The organism is Streptomyces sp. ISL-43, assembly GCF_018614195.1.
Lineage (GTDB): Bacteria > Actinomycetota > Actinomycetes > Streptomycetales > Streptomycetaceae > Streptomyces.
The window spans coordinates 170,146-187,180 of sequence record NZ_JAGGOT010000010.1 but is presented as its reverse complement, the minus strand read 5'-3'; the positions used below and the strand labels follow the sequence as shown (position 1 = coordinate 187,180).

At 71.4% G+C, this 17,035-nt stretch carries 17 protein-coding genes; 9 read left to right on the top strand and 8 right to left on the bottom strand.

All coding sequences use genetic code 11. The features are described from left to right. Window positions 1-9: 9 nt before the first annotated feature. Window positions 10-471: a GatB/YqeY domain-containing protein gene (locus J7F03_RS06645; RefSeq protein WP_214947703.1), complete on the top strand. Its 462-nt coding sequence runs from the start codon at window positions 10-12 to the stop codon at window positions 469-471. A 91-nt stretch (window positions 472-562) separates the two neighbouring features. On the opposite strand, the gene J7F03_RS06640 is transcribed toward J7F03_RS06645, so the two are convergent. Continuing rightward, on the bottom strand, window positions 563-2,836 hold the full coding sequence (locus tag J7F03_RS06640; protein ID WP_214947702.1) for a transglycosylase domain-containing protein: 2,274 nt from the start codon (window positions 2,834-2,836) through the stop codon (window positions 563-565). 386 nt (window positions 2,837-3,222) lie between these two features. On the opposite strand from J7F03_RS06640, the gene J7F03_RS06635 reads away from it, so the two are divergent. Further along, entirely contained in the window at window positions 3,223-3,573 is a 351-nt protein-coding gene (locus J7F03_RS06635) for a WhiB family transcriptional regulator (protein ID WP_204357996.1), read from the top strand. A 57-nt stretch (window positions 3,574-3,630) separates the two neighbouring features. On the opposite strand, the gene J7F03_RS06630 is transcribed toward J7F03_RS06635, so the two are convergent. Beyond that, on the bottom strand, window positions 3,631-4,857 hold the full coding sequence (locus J7F03_RS06630) for an ArsA family ATPase (RefSeq protein ID WP_214947701.1): 1,227 nt from the start codon (window positions 4,855-4,857) through the stop codon (window positions 3,631-3,633). After that, window positions 4,854-5,834, bottom strand: coding sequence for an ArsA-related P-loop ATPase (locus J7F03_RS06625; protein ID WP_214947700.1), 981 nt, complete (start codon window positions 5,832-5,834; stop codon window positions 4,854-4,856). The genes J7F03_RS06630 and J7F03_RS06625 overlap by 4 nt, the downstream gene beginning before the upstream one ends. Before the next feature lie 76 nt (window positions 5,835-5,910). Between J7F03_RS06625 and J7F03_RS06620 the strand changes: the two genes are divergently transcribed. The 4 genes from J7F03_RS06620 (at window position 5,911) to J7F03_RS06605 (ending at window position 8,584) form a co-directional block, all read left to right on the top strand. Then, window positions 5,911-6,075: a DUF4177 domain-containing protein gene (locus J7F03_RS06620; RefSeq protein WP_107089134.1), complete on the top strand. Its 165-nt coding sequence runs from the start codon at window positions 5,911-5,913 to the stop codon at window positions 6,073-6,075. Continuing rightward, window positions 6,072-6,542 carry a RidA family protein gene (locus J7F03_RS06615; RefSeq protein WP_214947699.1) on the top strand — a complete coding sequence of 157 codons (471 nt, stop codon included), beginning with the start codon at window positions 6,072-6,074 and terminating at the stop codon, window positions 6,540-6,542. The genes J7F03_RS06620 and J7F03_RS06615 overlap by 4 nt, the downstream gene beginning before the upstream one ends. Window positions 6,543-6,812: 270 nt before the next feature. Next, entirely contained in the window at window positions 6,813-7,742 is a 930-nt protein-coding gene (locus tag J7F03_RS06610; protein WP_214947698.1) for an NUDIX hydrolase, read from the top strand. Then, window positions 7,739-8,584 carry an MBL fold metallo-hydrolase gene (locus J7F03_RS06605; RefSeq protein ID WP_214947697.1) on the top strand — a complete coding sequence of 282 codons (846 nt, stop codon included), beginning with the start codon at window positions 7,739-7,741 and terminating at the stop codon, window positions 8,582-8,584. The genes J7F03_RS06610 and J7F03_RS06605 overlap by 4 nt, the downstream gene beginning before the upstream one ends. A gap of 10 nt (window positions 8,585-8,594) precedes the next feature. Here J7F03_RS06605 and J7F03_RS06600 read toward each other — a convergent pair whose 3' ends face one another. Both J7F03_RS06600 and J7F03_RS06595 read right to left on the bottom strand, forming a co-directional pair. Then, entirely contained in the window at window positions 8,595-9,404 is an 810-nt protein-coding gene (locus J7F03_RS06600; protein WP_214947696.1) for a nucleotidyltransferase domain-containing protein, read from the bottom strand. A gap of 158 nt (window positions 9,405-9,562) precedes the next feature. Beyond that, complete coding sequence (locus J7F03_RS06595; RefSeq protein ID WP_003981529.1) at window positions 9,563-10,237, bottom strand: Crp/Fnr family transcriptional regulator; 675 nt, start codon at window positions 10,235-10,237, stop codon at window positions 9,563-9,565. Window positions 10,238-10,635: 398 nt separating this feature from the next. On the opposite strand from J7F03_RS06595, the gene nth reads away from it, so the two are divergent. From nth to J7F03_RS06580, 3 genes are all read left to right on the top strand, one after another. Next, a complete protein-coding gene (gene nth / locus J7F03_RS06590; RefSeq protein WP_214947695.1) occupies window positions 10,636-11,445 on the top strand; it encodes an endonuclease III in 810 nt (269 codons plus the stop codon). A gap of 109 nt (window positions 11,446-11,554) precedes the next feature. Further along, window positions 11,555-12,313, top strand: coding sequence for a CoA pyrophosphatase (locus J7F03_RS06585; protein WP_251071494.1), 759 nt, complete (start codon window positions 11,555-11,557; stop codon window positions 12,311-12,313). Window positions 12,314-12,326: 13 nt separating this feature from the next. Continuing rightward, window positions 12,327-13,529 carry a MarP family serine protease gene (locus J7F03_RS06580; RefSeq protein ID WP_214947694.1) on the top strand — a complete coding sequence of 401 codons (1,203 nt, stop codon included), beginning with the start codon at window positions 12,327-12,329 and terminating at the stop codon, window positions 13,527-13,529. A 467-nt stretch (window positions 13,530-13,996) separates the two neighbouring features. On the opposite strand, the gene J7F03_RS06575 is transcribed toward J7F03_RS06580, so the two are convergent. The 3 genes from J7F03_RS06575 to nhaA are packed head-to-tail and all read right to left on the bottom strand — an operon-like array spanning window position 13,997 to window position 16,938. Beyond that, window positions 13,997-14,974 (bottom strand): alpha/beta fold hydrolase, encoded by a 978-nt coding sequence (locus J7F03_RS06575; RefSeq protein ID WP_214947693.1) that lies wholly within the window; start codon window positions 14,972-14,974, stop codon window positions 13,997-13,999. Beyond that, window positions 14,971-15,429 carry a phage holin family protein gene (locus J7F03_RS06570; protein WP_214947692.1) on the bottom strand — a complete coding sequence of 153 codons (459 nt, stop codon included), beginning with the start codon at window positions 15,427-15,429 and terminating at the stop codon, window positions 14,971-14,973. Before J7F03_RS06570 ends, J7F03_RS06575 begins: the two co-directional genes overlap by 4 nt. Before the next feature lie 51 nt (window positions 15,430-15,480). Then, the gene (nhaA, locus tag J7F03_RS06565) at window positions 15,481-16,938 is read right to left on the bottom strand and encodes a Na+/H+ antiporter NhaA (protein WP_214947691.1); all 1,458 of its coding nucleotides are present in this window, start codon (window positions 16,936-16,938) and stop codon (window positions 15,481-15,483) included. Window positions 16,939-17,035: the final 97 nt, after the last annotated feature.

The following is a 17,035-nucleotide window of genomic DNA, read 5'->3' as shown; positions in this document are numbered from 1 at the left end:
ACTCGGGGCATGACCACGCTCAAGGCCAAGCTCCAGGAAGACCTCACCACCGCCATCCGCGCACGGAACGAGCTGCACTCGTCCACGCTGCGCCTGACCCTCTCCGCCATCACCAACCAGGAAGTCGCGGGCAAGGAAGCCCGTGTGCTCTCCGACGAGGAAGTCCTCAAGGTGATCGCCAAGGAGGCGAAGAAGCGCCGTGAGGCCGCCGACGCCTTCGCACAGGGTGGCCGTCCCGAGCAGGCCGCGCGCGAGACCGCCGAGGGCGAGTTCCTCGACACCTACCTCCCCAAGCAGCTCGGCGACGCCGAGCTCGACGCGATCGTGGCGCAGGCCGTCGAGGAGGCCAAGGCGGCGGGCGCCGAGGGGCCGCGGGCCATGGGCGCCGTGATGAAGATCGTGAATCCGAAGGTCGCCGGCCTGGCGGAGGGCGGGCGCGTCGCCGCCGCGGTCAAGAAGCACCTGTCCTAGCGGGCGGTGAACGAGCAGGACATGAGGGAGGGCCTCCACCGGATCCGGTGGAGGCCCTCCCTCATGTCTGTCCGCGGCTCCTGCGGCGCGGCTACCGCTCGCGGCCGCCGATGATCCCCGGCGGGAAGCTGATCCCGCCGAGCGGGTCGTCGGTCCCGCCCGTGCCGCCCGGGTTTCCGCCCGTGGCGCCGGCGGTCTGCTGGCCGCCCGGCTGCCCGTCGCCGGGCTTGCCGTCGCGGCCCGGCTTGCCGGGCTTGCTGGGCTTGCCCGTGGCGGGCCTGCCACCGGCGGCAGGGCTCGGGGTGTCGGGGATGTTCACCGTGGCGAAGCCCGGCGCCTCGCGGCCCGAGAGCGCGCCCGAGACCGCCTGCTTCCAGATCGGGCCGGGCAGCCCGCCGCCGAAGACCTTGTCGTAGTACCGGCCGCCGATGGTGATGTTCTCCATCGACACCTGCTTGGAGCCGCCGGAGCCGACCCACGTCGCGCCGGACATGTTCGGGGTGTAGCCGACGAACCAGGCGTTGTAGCGGCTGTCGGTGGTACCGGTCTTGCCCGCGCTCTGGCGGTCGGTCAGACCCGCCTGCTGGCCCGTACCGGAGTCGACCACGCCGAGCAGCAGCGTGTTGATGGTGTCGGCGGTCTTCTCCGACATCGCGCGGTCGCACTTGGACTTCGGCACCGTCAGCGCCTTGCCGTGCGAGTCGGTGATCGACTCGATGGCGACCGGGGTGCAGTACACGCCCCGGTTGGCGAAGGTGGCGTAGGCGTTGGCCATGGTCAGCGGGGACATGCCCTCGGTGCCGAGCGCGATGGCCGGGACCTCGGGGAGCTTGGTGCCGTTGGCCGGGATCACGCCGAGCTTGGTGGTCATCTCGGTGACGGGGCACAGGCCCATCTCGGAGATCATCTCCACGAAGTAGGTGTTGACCGACTTGGCCATCGCCTCCTTCATCCCGTACGGGCCGACCTCGGACTCGGTCTCGTTCTCCACCCGGTCCCTGGCGGTGTTGACCCAGGGCTTGACGCCGCAGGTCTGCACGGGGCTCGGATAGTCCATGTCGTACGGCGCGTTGTACATCTTCGTCGGCGGCAGACCGCGCTCGATGGCGGAGGCCGCGACGAACGCCTTGAAGGTGGAGCCGGTCGGGAAGCCGAAGTTCGAGCCGCCCATCTTCTTGTCCACCGAGAAGTTGATCTGGGTCTCGTTCTTGCCGAAGCCGTACGGCTTGGACTGCCCCATGGCGAGGACCCGGCCGGTGCCGGGCTGCACGAGGGTGACGGCCGTCGCGACCTTGTCGTCCTGGTCGACGTGGTCCTTGATGGACTCGTTGACCGATTCCTGCGACTGCGGGTCCAGGGTCGTACGGACCGTCAGGCCGCCCTGGTTCCAGACCTTCGCCCGTTCCTCACGGGTCTTGCCGAAGGCGGTGTCGTCGAGGAACGTGTTGCGCACGTAGTCGCAGTAGAAGCCCGCGCCCTTGACGGCGGTGATGCAGCCGTTCTTCGGCTTGGTCACCTTCAGCTGGACCGGCTTCGCCTTCGCCGCGTCCGCCTCGGCCTGCGAAATATCCTTTATGTCGGCCATGCGCTGAAGGACCACGTTGCGGCGCTTCATCGCCTCCTGCGAGTCGTTCACCGGGTCGAACCGGCTGGGCGACTGCACCACGCCCGCCAGCAGCGCCGACTCGTCCAGGGTCAGGTCCCTGGCCGGCTTGCTGAAGTAGCGCTGGGCGGCGGATTCGATTCCGTACGCCTGCTGGCCGAAGTAGGTGATGTTGAGGTAGTTCTCGAGGATCTTCTTCTTCCCGAGCTCCTCCTCGACCTGGATCGAGTACTTCAGCTCGCGGATCTTTCGCCCGAGGCTCTTCTCCTGGGCCTCGCGCACCTTCGTCTCGTCGTCGCCGGCCTCCTCGACGAACACGTTCTTCACGTACTGCTGCGTCAGCGTCGACGCACCCTGCGCCGCGCCGCCCTCCTGGGCGTTGCGGTTGACCGCGCGCAGAATGCCCTTGAGGTCGACCGCGCCGTGCTCGTAGAAACGAGAGTCCTCGATCGCGACGACTGCCTTCTGCATGTACGGGGAGATGGCCGTGAGGGGGACCACCTGCCGGTCGCGTGAATAGACCGTGGCGATCAAGCCACCCTCGGAGTCCAGAATCGTGGTGCGCTGGCTCAGTGGAGGTGTCTTGAGATTGGCCGGGATCTCATCGAACCCCTCGACCGTTCCCTTGGCGGCGAGACCCAGGGCGCCCGCGCCCGGGATCGCGATGCCCGCGAGTACAACTCCGGAGAGAACGGACACACCGAGGAACTTGGCGGCCTGCTGTGGCCCCGTGAGCCCGCCGCCCGAGCGCTTCTTTCCCATGGAGGGCAGCCTACGTTCTCATTCGCCGGACACGCGCGAATGCCTTGGCCTAAGCTGTCCTCAACTGTCACAGCAGTGCGGTGGGACATCAACCCCTCGGCTTGTTTTTCACCCTTCCCGAATGGGGTGGACGCATGTCCGAATCTCGCCTCCTGTGATCAGGTTGCCCCGCCGATTTCACCCAAATCGCCGGAATGGTCGGGCATGTCGCAGGATCACTCCGTCGGGTGATCTGCCGCTTACCCATAGTCCGTTCGGGCCATTCAAGATTGGGCCCGTCGGGGGTGTTGCACTGTGCCCGCCTTCCGTAACGTCCTCAACTGGCAGCGGTGAATATGCCGCTACCGCCGTGGGGGAGCCTCGATTCGGGAGAGGACGGCGCCGGGATGGGCTGGGTTACCGACTGGAGTGCGCAGGCAGCCTGCCGCACTACCGATCCGGATGAACTGTTCGTTCAAGGAGCGGCACAGAATAGGGCCAAGGCGGTGTGCACCGGATGTCCGGTGCGGACCGAATGCCTGGCCGACGCGCTCGACAATCGTGTCGAGTTCGGTGTGTGGGGCGGAATGACCGAGCGGGAACGACGTGCGCTGCTGCGCCGGCGTCCCACCGTCACCTCGTGGCGGCGATTGCTCGAAACCGCACGCACGGAGTACGAGCGCAGTACAGGCATCCTCACCGTGGATGTCGACGAGGAGATCGACGTTCCGTACGAGAGGTACGCGGCGGCCGGGTAGATCACCCGAGCCATCCCGCGTACGAACCGCCCCCGGTCCGGGGGCTGCGTACGGAACCTAAGCTCCGGCCGGTGCCCCGGCCGAGAGTCGCTCTCCGATGGCCCGCAGCCCGGCGAGGTCGTGTACGTCGCCGGGCAGGGCGGCCACCTCGGCCACCGCCACTTCGGGGTGCAGCGAGGTGAAGCGGTCACGCGTGCGCTGTTCGCGCGCGATCACCTGCATGCGCTCCGCGTGCAGGCGCAGCAGTCCTGCCGTGATCTCGTCCACGTCGGCGTCGCTGTCGCTGTCACGAAGTCCAGCATTCCCGGGCTCCTGATCGACAATGCCGCCGTCCTCAAGATTCTCCGCGGCGGCCAACGCCCGCTCCGCGGACAGCTGGTCGGCGCCACTGACGTGCACCCGGTTCAGTACGAGCCCGGCCAACGGCATCCGCTCCGCGGCCAGCCGCTCGACGAAGTACGCCGCCTCGCGCAGGGCGTCCGCCTCGGGCGCGGCCACCACGAGGAAGGCCGTACCGGGAGCCTGCAGCAGCTGGAAGGTCGCGTCGGCGCGCGTGCGGAAACCGCCGAACATGGTGTCCATGGCGGCCACGAAGGTCTGCACGTCCTTCAGCAGCGAGGCACCCATCAGCTTGCTCAGCGTGCCGGTCATCATCGACATGCCGACATTGAGGAACTTCATCCCCGCCCGGCCGCCCACCTTCGCCGGAGCCATCAGCACCCGGATGAACTTCCCGTCCAGGAAGGACCCCAGGCGCCCCGGCGCGTCCAGGAAGTCCAGCGCGGACCGGCTCGGCGGCGTGTCCACGATGATCAGGTCCCAGTCGTCCCGCGACCGCAGCTGCCCCAGCTTCTCCATCGCCATGTACTCCTGCGTGCCCGCGAAACCGGCCGACAGGGACTGGTAGAAGGGGTTGGCGAGGATGGCCTGCGCCCGCTCGGGATCCGAATGCCCCTCGACGATCTCGTCGAAGGTCCGCTTCATGTCGAGCATCATGGCGTGCAGTTCGCCGCCGTCGCCCGAGACCCCGGAGACCTTGCGCGGGGTGTTGTCGAGCGAGTCGATCCCCATCGACTGGGCCAGCCTGCGCGCCGGGTCGATGGTCAGGACGACCGCCTTGCGCCCGCGCTCCGCCGCCCGCACTCCGAGCGCCGCCGCCGTCGTGGTCTTGCCGACCCCGCCCGCCCCGCAGCACACGATGATCCGGGTCTGCGGATCGTCCAGCAGCCCGTCCACGGCCAGCCGCGGAGGCGTGCCCATGCTCGCGTTCATGGCCTCGCTCATTCCTCGCCCACCTGCTTGCGCAGCTCCGCGGCGAGCCCGTAGAGCCCGGCCAGGTCCATTCCCGCCCCGAGCAGGGGGAGTTCGTACGCCGGCACGTCCAGCTCCTCCAGTACGGCCCGCTGGGCACGCTCCAGCTCCACCCGGCTCGCGTGCTCCACGGCCTGCGAGAGCAGCGGATCCACCAGCCGCTCGGCCAGCCCGCCGCGCCGGGCGCCGCCGAGACCGGCCCGGGACAGCGCCTTGGCCACGTCGGAGCGGCGCTCCCCGGCGGCGGCGCGCAGGGCGTCCTCGTCGAGGTGGTGCGGCCGGACCATGTTGACGACGACCCGCCCCACCGGCAGGCCCGCCTGCCGCAGTTCGGCGATCCCGTCGGCGGTCTCCTGCACGGGCATCTCCTCCAGCAGGGTGACCAGGTGCACGGCCGTCTCGGGAGACTTGAGCACCTTCATGACGGCCTGCGCCTGGTTGTGGATCGGCCCGAACCGGGCCAGCCCCGCCACCTCGTCGTTGACGTTCAGGAAGCGGGTGATCCGCCCGGTCGGCGGAGCGTCCATGATCACGTGGTCGTAGACGTACCGGCCGGTCTTGTCCTTGCGGCGCACCGCCTCGCACGCCTTGCCCGTCAGCAGCACGTCCCGCAGCCCCGGCGCGATGGTCGTCGCGAAGTCGATGGCGCCGAGCTTCTTGAGGGCCCGGCCGGCCGAGCCGAGCTTGTAGAACATCTGGAGGTAGTCGAGCAGCGCCCGCTCGGCGTCGATGGCGAGCGCGAACACCTCGCCGCCGCCCGACGCCACGGCGATCTTCCGCTCCTCGTAGGGGAGCGCCTCCGCGCCGAAGAGCTGCGCGAGGCCCTGCCTGCCCTCGACCTCCACCAGAAGAGTCCGCCTGCCCTCGCGCGCGAGGGCGAGCGCGAGTGCCGCGGCGACCGTGGTCTTGCCGGTGCCGCCCTTGCCGCTGACCACCTGGAGCCTGCTCACAGGGCCCGAGCCTAATTCCTCCGGGGTGGCGGCGGTGGTGGCGGGGGGCCGCACGGCAGGCACTACCCTCGCTCCCATGACCAAGAAGTTCGAATACGCGACCGTCCCGCTGCTGGTCCACGCCACCAAGCAGATCCTTGACACCTGGGGCGAAGACGGCTGGGAGCTCGTCCAGGTCGTACCCGGGCCGAACAACCCCGAGCAGCTCGTGGCGTACCTGAAGCGGGAGAAGTCGGCATGAGCGGTGTCGTCGAGGCGAAGCTGGCCGAGCTCGGGCTGACCCTGCCCGAGGTCGTCCCGCCGCTGGCCACGTACCAGCCGGCCGTGCGGTCGGGCGCGTACGTGTACACCGCGGGCCAGCTCCCGATGGTCCGGGGCAGCCTGCAGGTCACCGGCAAGGTCGGCGCCGAGGTCTCCCCGGAGCAGGCCAAGGAACTGGCCGCGACCTGCGCGCTCAACGCGCTGGCCGCGGTGAAGTCCGTCGTCGGCGACCTCGACAAGATCGCGCGTGTCGTGAAGGTCGTCGGCTTCATCGCCTCGGCCCCCGACTTTACGGGCCAGCCGGGCGTGTTGAACGGCGCGAGCGAGCTCCTGGGCGCGGTCCTCGGCGACCGCGGCGTCCACGCGCGCAGCGCGGTCGGCGTGATGGTGCTCCCGCTGGACGCACCGGTCGAGATCGAGATCCAGGTAGAGCTGCTTCCTTCCTGACGCGTCCCTTCCCGGACGCGCCCCTCGCACCGCTCGGCCCTGGCGGGCCTCCCGGGCTTCGGCCCGCTGCGCCGGACTCCGTCCGTCGCCCCGCCGGGGCCGCCGCGTACGCCCGGCACCGGCCGAAATCCGGCCCGGCCGGCGTTCGAGGCGCGGGGTCCGGGGCGGAGCCCCCGGAAGGCCGGGCGCAGCCCCCTCCCAGCCCCGGCCGGTCGCGCCCACTGGCGGGTGGCCCTCGAACATCGGGCCGGATGGCCGTAGCATCCCGCCATGCCGAATGGTCAGGAACCCCAGCCGTCGCAGGACCCCGCCACCCCCGCCGGAGGCCAGTGGTATCCGCCGGAGTGGCCCGACCGCATCCGCGCGCTCGCCGACGGCGCCCTGACCCCGGTCCCACCCAAGCGCGCCGCCACCGTCATGCTGCTGCGGGACGGCGAAGGCGGCACCGGCCCCACCGTCCACATGCTCCGCCGCCGCGCCTCCATGGCCTTCGCGGGCGGCGCGTACGCGTACCCCGGCGGCGGCGTCGACCCCCGCGACGAGGACCACCGCATCGGCTGGGCCGGCCCGAGCCGCCGCGACTGGGCCGACCGGATGGGTACCGACCCCGCCACCGCCCAGGCGATCGTCTGCGGAGCCGTCCGCGAGACGTTCGAGGAGGCCGGGGTCCTGCTCGCCGGAGAATCCGCGGACACCGTCGTCGGCGACACCACCGGCGACGACTGGGAGGCCGCCCGCGCGGCCCTCGTCGCACGCGAGCTGTCCTTCGCCGAGTTCCTCGAACGCCGGGGCCTGGTCCTTCGCTCCGACCTCCTGGGCGCGTGGGCCCGCTGGATCACCCCGGAGTTCGAGCCGCGCCGCTACGACACCTGGTTCTTCGTCGCCGCCCTCCCCGCGGGCCAGCGCACCCGCAACGCCTCCACGGAGGCCGACCGCACGGTCTGGATCCGCCCCGCCGACGCCGCCGCCGGCTACGACAAGGGCGAGCTGCTGATGATGCCGCCCACCATCACCACGCTGCGCTCCCTGGAGCCGTACGGGAGCGCCGCCGAGGCCCTCGCCGCGGCCTCCGGGCAAGACCTGGCACCGGTACTCGCCCGGGCCGCCATCGAGGACGGAGAGCTGGTGCTCAGCTGGCCGGGCCACGACGAATTCACCAAGCGCGTCCGCCTCGCGAGCCCCGGAGGAGCCCCCGCATGACCGACGCCGCCGCCCTGCCCGGCCAGCCCCGCGGAATGGTCGTCTCCGGGCCCGCCACCCCCCGCGCGGTGAACATCCTGGCCCCGAACGCCTCCCCGATGACCCTCGACGGGACCAACACGTGGCTCGTCTCCGAGCCCGGCTCCGACCTGGCCGTCGTCATCGACCCCGGCCCGCTGGACGACGTACACCTACGGGCGGTCATCACCGCCGCCGAGGAGGCCGGCAAGCGGGTCGCGCTCACCCTCCTCACCCACGGCCACCCCGACCACGCGGAGGGCGCCGCCCGCTTCGCCGAGCTGACCCGTACGAAGGTCCGCGCCCTCGACCCCGCCGTGCGCCTTGGAGACGAGGGCCTGGCCGCCGGGGACGTCGTGCGCACCGGCGGACTGGAGCTGCGCGTGGTCCCGACCCCCGGCCACACCGCCGACTCGCTCTGCTTCCACCTGCCCGCCGACCGCGCGGTCCTGACCGGCGACACGATCCTGGGGCGCGGCACCACCGTCGTGGCACACCCCGACGGGCGCCTGGGCGACTACCTGGACTCCCTGCGCCGGCTGCGCTCCCTGACGGTCGACGACGGGGTCCACACGGTGCTCCCGGGCCACGGGCCGGTCCTGGACGACGCGCAGGGCGCGGTGGAGTACTACCTCGCCCACCGCGCGCACCGCCTCGCGCAGATCGAGACGGCCGTGGAGAACGGGCTGACCACCCCCGAGGCGGTCGTCGCCCACGTCTACGCGGACGTGGACCGCTCGCTGTGGCCGGCGGCCGAGTGGTCCGTACGGGCGCAGCTGGAGTACCTCCGGGACCACGGGCTGATCCCCGGGCGCGCCGAGTAGCCGACAGCCCTTAGGCAGGGACCCGGGGCGTCTTGGTCCCGTGCCGGGCCGCGTACTCGTCCGCGAGCCACGGCCCGAGGTCCTCCACGTATCCGCGCAGGACGGCCGGGTCCGCCACCGGGTCCAGCGCGGCGGCGGCCGCGGCGCGCATCTGGGCGGCGCGCTCGGGGTAGTACCGCCCGAAGACCTCCGCGGACTCCACGAGGTCGCTGGTCCAGCCGCCCCACCGGGGCATGACCAGGGTGAACCCGGTCCGCACCAGGTGCCGCGAGAAGCTTCTGCAGAGCTTGCGGTACTCCTCCGGCGTCGCCGCCTCCCGGGCCCTGGCGCGCATCCGGGGCAGCAGGTCGGCCAGGTCGCCGTTGGTCTCGCGGGCGAGCAGGCTGTCCGGACGGTAGCGGGGCAGGTGTTCGGCCAGGTCGGCGCCGAGCAGCGGGGTGCACAGGCAGGCCAGGAACCAGCCCAGGTCGAAACGTTCCTGCTCGCTCAGCAGCCGGTCCTTGCCGTACAGCAGGATGCCGACCCCGTCGATCTCCGGGAAGTCCTCGTCGAGGCTCCGCGCCAGCACCTCGGCGGTGTCGCGGTCCTCGTCCGCCGGCTCGTGCTGCAGGGCGATGAGCAGGTCCAGGTCGGACCGCCCGGGCCGGGCGGCGCCGCGCGGCAGGGACCCGTAGAGGTAGGCGCTGTGCAGCCGCCGTCCGTACGCCTCCCCGATCCGCTCGCGCGCGGCGGCGGCGACCCCCTTGAACTCCGCCTGCACCCGCCCGAGCGATCCCTCGCGCTCGAAGCAGCCGTACGCGTCCAGCCCTCTGTGCTCCATGGATCCACTGTGCCCGGAAAAATCAGACACGTCCGAGAGGCACCTCCCAGCGGTGGCCGGGGAGTTCGAGGCGCGGGGCGGAGCCCCCGTGGCGCCGCACCGGACACGCGAAAGGGGCCCCGCCCACCGGGCAGGACCCCTTCACGGCAAGATCAGCGTCAGCGCGACCGCTTCGCCAGCCGCTCCACGTCCAGCAGGATCACCGCACGCGCCTCCAGGCGGAGCCAGCCACGGCCCGCGAAGTCGGCCAGCGCCTTGTTCACGGTCTCGCGCGACGCGCCGACGAGCTGTGCCAGCTCCTCCTGCGTGAGGTCGTGCACGACGTGGATGCCCTCTTCCGACTGCACGCCGAAGCGGCGCGACAGGTCGAGGAGGGCGCGGGCCACACGGCCCGGGACGTCCGAGAAGACCAGGTCGGACATCTGGTCGTTGGTCTTGCGCAGGCGGCGGGCGACGGCGCGCAGCAGCGCGGTGGCCACCTCGGGCCGTGCGTTCAGCCAGGGCTGGAGGTCGCCGTGGCCGAGGCCCAGCAGCTTGACCTCGGTCAGCGCGGTCGCGGTGGCGGTGCGCGGGCCCGGGTCGAACAGCGACAGCTCGCCGATCAGCTCGCCGGGGCCGAGGACGGCCAGCATGTTCTCGCGGCCGTCGGGGGAGGTGCGGTGCAGCTTCACCTTGCCCTCGGTGACGACATACAGCCGGTCACCGGGGTCGCCCTCGTGGAACAGGGCGTCACCGCGCGCGAGGGTCACCTCGCCCATGGAGGCGCGGAGCTCCGCGGCCTGCTCGTCATCGAGCGCCGCGAACAGCGGGGCACGCCGCAGTACGTCGTCCACGAGTCTCTCTCCTATGTCGACCGGCCAGGGGATCGCTCCCCCATTTTGCCGGACGGCTCAAACAGTGCGATCAATCACGTTCATCACCAAGGATGCCGGACGTACGGGTGTGCTGTGCAGCGAGAGGCCGATCGGGGTGGTGTTACCTGAGGTCCTGGGCGGGTGTCGACGCCCGGCCCCGGACCGGCCTGGTGTCCAACAGGCCGGTGAGAGCACAGGCCAAGGGGTCCACCGGAGTGACGGAGACCAGGAATTCAGCCGTGGGCGAACATACCCCGACTCGGGTCCCTCCGGAGCCTTCACCCCCACTTCCGGGCAAAGCTTCGGCCAAGAAACCCCGGCGGGGCCGAGATCACGTCCGCCCACGGGCGACGGGCTGTCCGGCGTAGCCTTCGAGGATGGCAGAGAGCAAGGTCAAGAAGGCCGGGGCGAAGCCGGAGAGCCGTCTGGCGATGGTGCGGCGGGCGCGCAGGATCAACCGCGAGCTCGCGGAGCTCTACCCGTACGCCCATCCGGAGCTCGACTTCCGCAACCCCTTCGAGCTGCTGGTCGCCACCGTCCTGTCCGCGCAGACCACCGACCTGCGCGTGAACCAGACGACCCCGGCCCTCTTCGCCGCCTACCCGACCCCCGAGGACATGGCCGCGGCCGCCCCCGAGGCGCTGGAGGAGCTCATCCGGCCGACCGGGTTCTTCCGGGCGAAGTCCAAGGCCCTCCTCGGCCTCTCGCAGGCCCTGCGGGACAACTTCGGCGGCGAGGTCCCGGGCCGGATCCAGGACCTGGTGACGCTGCCCGGAGTCGGCCGCAAGACGGCGAACGTCGTCCTCGGCAATGCGTTCGGAGTCCCCGGGATCACGGTCGACACCCACTTCGGCCGGCTGGTGCGCCGCTGGAAGTGGACCGAGCAGGAGGACCCGGAGAAGGTCGAGGCGGAGATCTGCGCGATCTTCCCCAAGAGCGAGTGGACGATGCTCTCGCACCGCGTCGTCTTCCACGGCCGCCGGATCTGCCATTCGCGCAAGCCCGCCTGCGGCGCCTGCCCGATCGCCCCGCTCTGCCCGTCCTACGGGGAGGGCGAAACCGACCCGGAGAAGGCGGCGAAGCTGCTGAAGTACGAGAAGGGCGGCCAGCCCGGGCAGCGCCTGAGCCCGCCACCGGACTACCCGGGCCTGCCGGCCCCGGCCAAATCCAGCCCCGCCGGCGTTTGAGGCGCGGCGTTCGGGGCGGAGCCCCGGCAGCGGAGCCGCACCCGCACGGAACGAATCGCTACCCGCACCGCGTTTGGCGGTGTGTGAGGGAACACGGACAGGGGTGCCTATGACTGAGGCCACGCAGAACCGCCCGGCGGACACCGCCGAGCCCGGCGCGGCCGCCGCGCACGAGGCCCCGTACGACGGCCGGGGCGGCGGCAGCACGGCCCTGCGCACCCAGGGCCTGCCCGGCTGGCTGGACCCCGTCGTCGAGGCGGCCCGGACGGTGCGCCCCACCGAGCTCAGCCGGTTCCTGCCGCCCGAGGACGGCGGCGGCCGCCAGTCCGCCGTGCTGATCCTCTTCGGGGAGGGCCCTCGCGGCCCCGAGCTGCTGCTCATCGAGCGCGCCGGCACCCTGCGCTCGCACCCCGGCCAGCCCTCCTTCCCCGGCGGCGCCCTCGACCCCGAGGACGGTGACCCGCACACCACCGGCCCCCTGCGCGCCGCCCTGCGCGAGGCCGAGGAGGAGACCGGCCTGGACCCGGCCGGGGTCCAGCTCTTCGGGGCGCTGCCCCGCCTCTACATCCCGGTCAGCGGGTTCGTCGTGACCCCGGTCCTGGGCTGGTGGCGCGCCCCCAGCCCGGTCGGCGTCGTCGACCCGGCCGAGACCGCCCGCGTCTTCACGGTGCCCGTGGCCGATCTCACGGACCCCGAGCACCGGGTCACCGTCGTCCACCCCGGAGGCTTCCAGGGCCCGGCTTTCACCGTCGAGTCGGCCCTGGTCTGGGGTTTCACCGCCGGAGTGATCGACCGGATCCTGCACTTCGCGGGCTGGGAGCGCCCTTGGGACCGGTCTCGGCACGTCCCGCTCGACTGGACCGCATGAGACGGTGGGCCACGTGAACGTGCTGGACATCCTGTTGCTGCTCGCCGCCGTATGGTTCGCGATCGTCGGCTACCGCCAGGGGTTCGTCGTCGGCATCCTGTCGGTGATCGGCTTCCTCGGCGGTGGCCTCGTCGCCGTGTCCCTGCTGCCCCTGATCTGGGACCGGGTCACCGACAACGGCACCCAGGTGTCCACCACGGTCGTCGTCATCGCCGTCGTCGTGATCATCATCTGCGCCTCGATCGGCCAGGCGCTGACCACCCATCTGGGCAACAAGGTCCGCCGCCAGATCACCTGGTCCCCGGCCCGCGCGCTCGACGCGACGGGCGGCGCCCTGGTGAACGTGGTCGCGATGCTGCTGGTGGCCTGGCTGATCGGTTCCGCGCTCGCCGGTACGTCACTTCCCACCCTGGGCAAGGAAGTCCGCAACTCCAAGGTCCTCCTCGGCGTCTCGCGGGTGCTCCCGGCACAGGCGAACACCTGGTTCTCGGACTTCAGTTCCACCCTCGCCCAAAACGGCTTCCCGCAGGTCTTCAGCCCGTTCTCCAACGAGCCGATCACCGAGGTCAAGGCGCCCGATCCGGGGCTCGAGCGCAGTCCCGTGGCAGACCAGGCCAAGCAGTCGATCGTGAAGGTCGTCGGCACCGCCCCCGCGTGCAGCAAGGTGCTGGAGGGCACCGGCTTCGTCTTCGCGCCGGGCAAGGTGATGACCAACGCGCACGTCGTCGGCGGGGTCGGCGAGCCGACCGTGCAGGTCGGCGGCGAGGGCAAGCTCTACGACGGCAAGGTCGTGCTCTACGACTGGGAGCGCGACATCGCCGTCCTGGACGTGCCCAAGCTGAAGGCGCCCGCCCTGGAGTTCAGCGACAAGGACGCGGGGACCGGCAGCGACGCGATCGTCGCCGGGTTCCCGGAGAACGGCTCGTATGACGTCCGCTCGGCGCGCGTCCGTGGTCGGATCAACGCCAACGGCCCGGACATCTACCACCGGGGGACCGTGCGCCGGGACGTCTACTCCCTGTACGCGACGGTCCGCCAGGGCAACTCCGGCGGCCCGCTGCTGACGCCCGAGGGCAAGGTGTACGGCGTCGTCTTCGCGAAGTCCCTCGACGACCCCAACACCGGCTACGCCCTGACGGCGGACGAGATCCGCGACGACATCAGGATCGGCAAGACGGCCGACCGGCGGGTGGAGACCCAGGGCTGCGCCCTCTGACGGCTCCCGTACGGGGCCCTGCGGCGGTCCGCGGGGCCCCCGGGCGTCCGCCCGGCTCTACGGGTGCCTGCCCGGCTCCACGGGCGCCTGCCTGGCACTGAGAGGGTCTGCCCGGCCCTGAGGGCGTCTACGTGCGCTGGTGCCGCAGCCGGGCCGAGACCCAGCGGGCCCGCCGGCGAAGGATGTGCGGAATCCCGAGTCGGAGGTCGTGGCCGTCCTGGCCGTGCCCCCTGTATGTGCTCGGCGTGACCGTCGAGCGGCGTTCGTGTGCGGTGTCACCGTAGTCGTGCGTCCAGCCCATACTCCGAGCTCTGCCCGGGCCCCAAGGTCGGTAATCGCGTTGGGGGCGGCCAATTGGCCTATGCGCCAGGCAATTGAATGCTTGTCATATAAGTCACCCCACCCGTCACGCCCCCGAGCCGTCCATCAGAGCCGCCCGCCGGAGCGGCCGGGCTCACCGGCCGGGCTCAGCGGTCCGGCTCGGGATCCTGCAGCCAGTTGATCAGCTCGGTCGAGAACGCCGCCGGGTCCTCCTCGTGCGGGAAGTGCCCGAGTCCGTCGAACAGCCGCCAGCGGTACGGGGCTTCGACGTACTCCCCGGAACCGGCCGAACTCCGCGTCCGCATCACCGGATCGAGCGAGCCGTGAAGGTGCAGCGTCGGCACCCGCACCGGGCGCTTCATGCGCCGGTTGAACTGCAGCCCGTCGGGCCGCGCCATGGACCGCATCATCCAGCGGTACGGCTCCACCGAGCAGTGCGCGGTGGACGGGATGCACATCGCCCGCTGGTACACGGTGACGTCGTCCTCCTCGGGCAGCCGGGGGCCCGACCAGTCCCGGATCAGCTCCCCGACGAGCGCCCCGTCGTCGGCGACGAGCTGACGCTCGGGCACGAACGGCCGCTGGAAGCCCCAGATGTGCGAACTGGCCCGGGTCTGCCCGAAGTCGGACAGCATCGCCGAGCGCCAGCGGCGCGGGTGCGGCATCGAGGACACCACCAGCCGGCGCACCAGCTTGGGCCGCATCACCGCCGCCGTCCAGGCGAGGTAGCCGCCCAGGTCGTGCCCCACGAGGGCGGCGTCGGGCTCACCGAGGGACCGTACGACCCCGGTGATGTCGAGCGCCAGGTTCGCCGGGTCGTAGCCGCGCGGGGTGCGGTCGCTGCCGCCCACTCCGCGCAGGTCCATCGCGACCGCCCGGTAGCCGGCGTCGGCGAGCGCGGTCAGCTGGTGCCGCCACGTCCACCAGAACTGCGGAAAGCCGTGCAGGAGCAGCACCAGCGGCCCGTCGCCGAGCTCGGCGACGTGGAACCGCGCCCCGTTGGCGGCGACGTCCCGGTGGGTCACCGTTCGCCCGCCGGGCACGTCGATCCGTACCGCCGAGGCGGTGGTGGGAGGAGTGCCGGACGTGCCGGACGTACCGGATTCCGGGGAGGGCGCTGTCATGAAGACGAGCGTGCCACACCCACGGCCTTGTCACTGACCGACCGCGGGTGCGGCTTGACCGTCCCGACGAGCGCCGCGGTCTGCTTGACCGAGGCGATGGACTTCTCCGGCGGCTTGACCTTCTTGAACTTGCGGACGGCGAGCAGCGCGAGCAGGCCCGCGAGCAGCAGGAACGCCACGCCGACGATCAGGAAGGACCAGGCCAGCCCGAGCCCGAGGTTGTGGATCCCGTAGGCCGCGGCGAAGCTCAGCACGGGGAGCGAGAAGAGCGCGAACACTCCTGCGATGGCGATCGCGGCGCCGCCGATGCCCGCCCGCTTGACGTCCTGGCGGATCTCCACCTTGGCGAGGGCGATCTCGTCGTGCACCAGGGCGGACATCTCGGCGGTGGCCGAGGCGACCAGCTGGCCGAGTGTGCGCTCGGCTCCTGGGGCCCCTTGGTCCACTGCGCTCATCGCTCTCTCCCTCTGTCGTCCGTCGGCGACGGCTGTCCTCCGTCAGTCAGATCATGCCGGACGGCCGCCGTCGGCGCTGGACCCGCCCGGCGCTTCGGCCGCTCCGGCGGCGTCCGATCCGCCCGGCGCTTCCGCGGTCGCGGTTGCCCTGCGCAGGTGCTCCGCGGCCTTGGCCTCGTGGATCCTCGCCATCCGCAGGTGGTACTCCGGCTTGTCCTGCTCGTAGATGTCCGGGATCCCGTCGAGGTCCTCGTCGAGCTCCTCGGCCTCGGTGAGCGCCTTGTACCTGCGGTTGCGCAGCTTGAGCATGACGCAGGCGACGATCGCGGCGATGAGCGAGCCGATCAGGACGGCGGCCTTGACCTCGTCGGTGAGGACGGGGTCGCCGGTGAAGGCGAGCTCGCCGATGAGGAGCGAGACGGTGAAGCCGATGCCCGCGAGAGAGGCGACGGCGAGCACGTCCGGCCAGGCGAGGTCCTCGCTGAGCTCCGCCTTGGTGAAGCGGGCGGCGAGCCAGGTGCCGCCGAAGATGCCGACCGTCTTGCCGACGACCAGGCCGAGGACCACGCCGAGGGTCTCGGGCCGGGTGAAGACCTGGCCGATGGACTCGTCGGAGAGGGAGACGCCGGCGGAGAGGAGGGCGAAGAGCGGGACGGCGAGGCCCGCCGAGATGGGCCTGACCAGGTGCTCGATGTGCTCGCCGGGGGAGTGGTGCTCGCCCTCCTTGCGGTGGCAGCGCAGCATCAGGCCCATGGCGACGCCGGCGATGGTGGCGTGGACGCCGCTGTTGTACATCAGGCCCCAGATCGCCAGGGCGAGCGGGATGTAGACGTACCAGCCCCGGACGCCCGCGCGGAGCAGGAACCAGAAGAGGACCAGGCCGGCGACCGCGCCGCCGAGCGCCAGGAAGTTGATCTCGCTGGTGAAGAACACCGCGATGATCATGATGGCGAACAGGTCGTCCACGACGGCCAGCGTCAGCAGGAAGGCGCGCAGCGCGGAGGGGAGCGAGGTGCCGATGACGGCGAGTACGGCGAGCGCGAAGGCGATGTCGGTGGCGGTCGGGACCGCCCAGCCGTCCGTCGAACCGTCGCCGAGCACGTTGACCAGTACGTAGACCAGCGCGGGCACGGCCATGCCGCAGACGGCGGCGATCACCGGGAGCGCGGCCGCCTTCGCGTCGCTCAGATCGCCCGCGACGAGCTCGCGCTTGAGCTCGATGCCGGCGACGAAGAAGAAGACGGCGAGCAGGCCGTCGGCCGCCCAGTGCTGCAGCGAGAGGTCCAGGCCGAGGAAGGCGGGGCCGATGTGGAAGGAGCGGACGCTGTCGTAGCCGGCCGAGATCGCCGGAACGTTCGCCCAGACGAGGGCCGCGATCGCCGCCACGAGGAGCAGTACGCCGCCGATCGTCTCGGCGCGCAGGGCGTCGGCCACGAAGCGGCGCTCCGGCAGCGAGAGGCGGCCGAGGAGCTTGCGGCTCTGGCTGTCGGTGGGGGTGGGCGCGGCCACGGGTGGCACCTCCGGGGTGGGTTGGACGGCATGACGAAGCACGTTGCCGACCAGACTTCCCGGCGCACCCTGTGGAGCAATTATTAACGTTTCCGAT

Bases quoted from the DNA above. Each gene is read 5' to 3' on its own strand.
- J7F03_RS06570 (WP_214947692.1), bottom strand. From the start codon at position 15,429: ATGAGCGCAGTGGACCAAGGGGCCCCAGGAGCCGAGCGCACACTCGGC.
- J7F03_RS06620 (WP_107089134.1), top strand. From the start codon at position 5,911: ATGACCAAGAAGTTCGAATACGCGACCGTCCCGCTGCTGGTCCACGCC.
- J7F03_RS06645 (WP_214947703.1), top strand. From the start codon at position 10: ATGACCACGCTCAAGGCCAAGCTCCAGGAAGACCTCACCACCGCCATC.
- nth (WP_214947695.1), top strand. From the start codon at position 10,636: ATGGCAGAGAGCAAGGTCAAGAAGGCCGGGGCGAAGCCGGAGAGCCGT.
- J7F03_RS06605 (WP_214947697.1), top strand. From the start codon at position 7,739: ATGACCGACGCCGCCGCCCTGCCCGGCCAGCCCCGCGGAATGGTCGTC.
- J7F03_RS06630 (WP_214947701.1), bottom strand. From the start codon at position 4,857: ATGAGCGAGGCCATGAACGCGAGCATGGGCACGCCTCCGCGGCTGGCC.
- J7F03_RS06610 (WP_214947698.1), top strand. From the start codon at position 6,813: ATGCCGAATGGTCAGGAACCCCAGCCGTCGCAGGACCCCGCCACCCCC.
- J7F03_RS06585 (WP_251071494.1), top strand. From the start codon at position 11,555: ATGACTGAGGCCACGCAGAACCGCCCGGCGGACACCGCCGAGCCCGGC.
- J7F03_RS06640 (WP_214947702.1), bottom strand. From the start codon at position 2,836: ATGGGAAAGAAGCGCTCGGGCGGCGGGCTCACGGGGCCACAGCAGGCC.
- J7F03_RS06575 (WP_214947693.1), bottom strand. From the start codon at position 14,974: ATGACAGCGCCCTCCCCGGAATCCGGTACGTCCGGCACGTCCGGCACT.
- J7F03_RS06600 (WP_214947696.1), bottom strand. From the start codon at position 9,404: ATGGAGCACAGAGGGCTGGACGCGTACGGCTGCTTCGAGCGCGAGGGA.
- J7F03_RS06635 (WP_204357996.1), top strand. From the start codon at position 3,223: ATGGGCTGGGTTACCGACTGGAGTGCGCAGGCAGCCTGCCGCACTACC.
- J7F03_RS06615 (WP_214947699.1), top strand. From the start codon at position 6,072: ATGAGCGGTGTCGTCGAGGCGAAGCTGGCCGAGCTCGGGCTGACCCTG.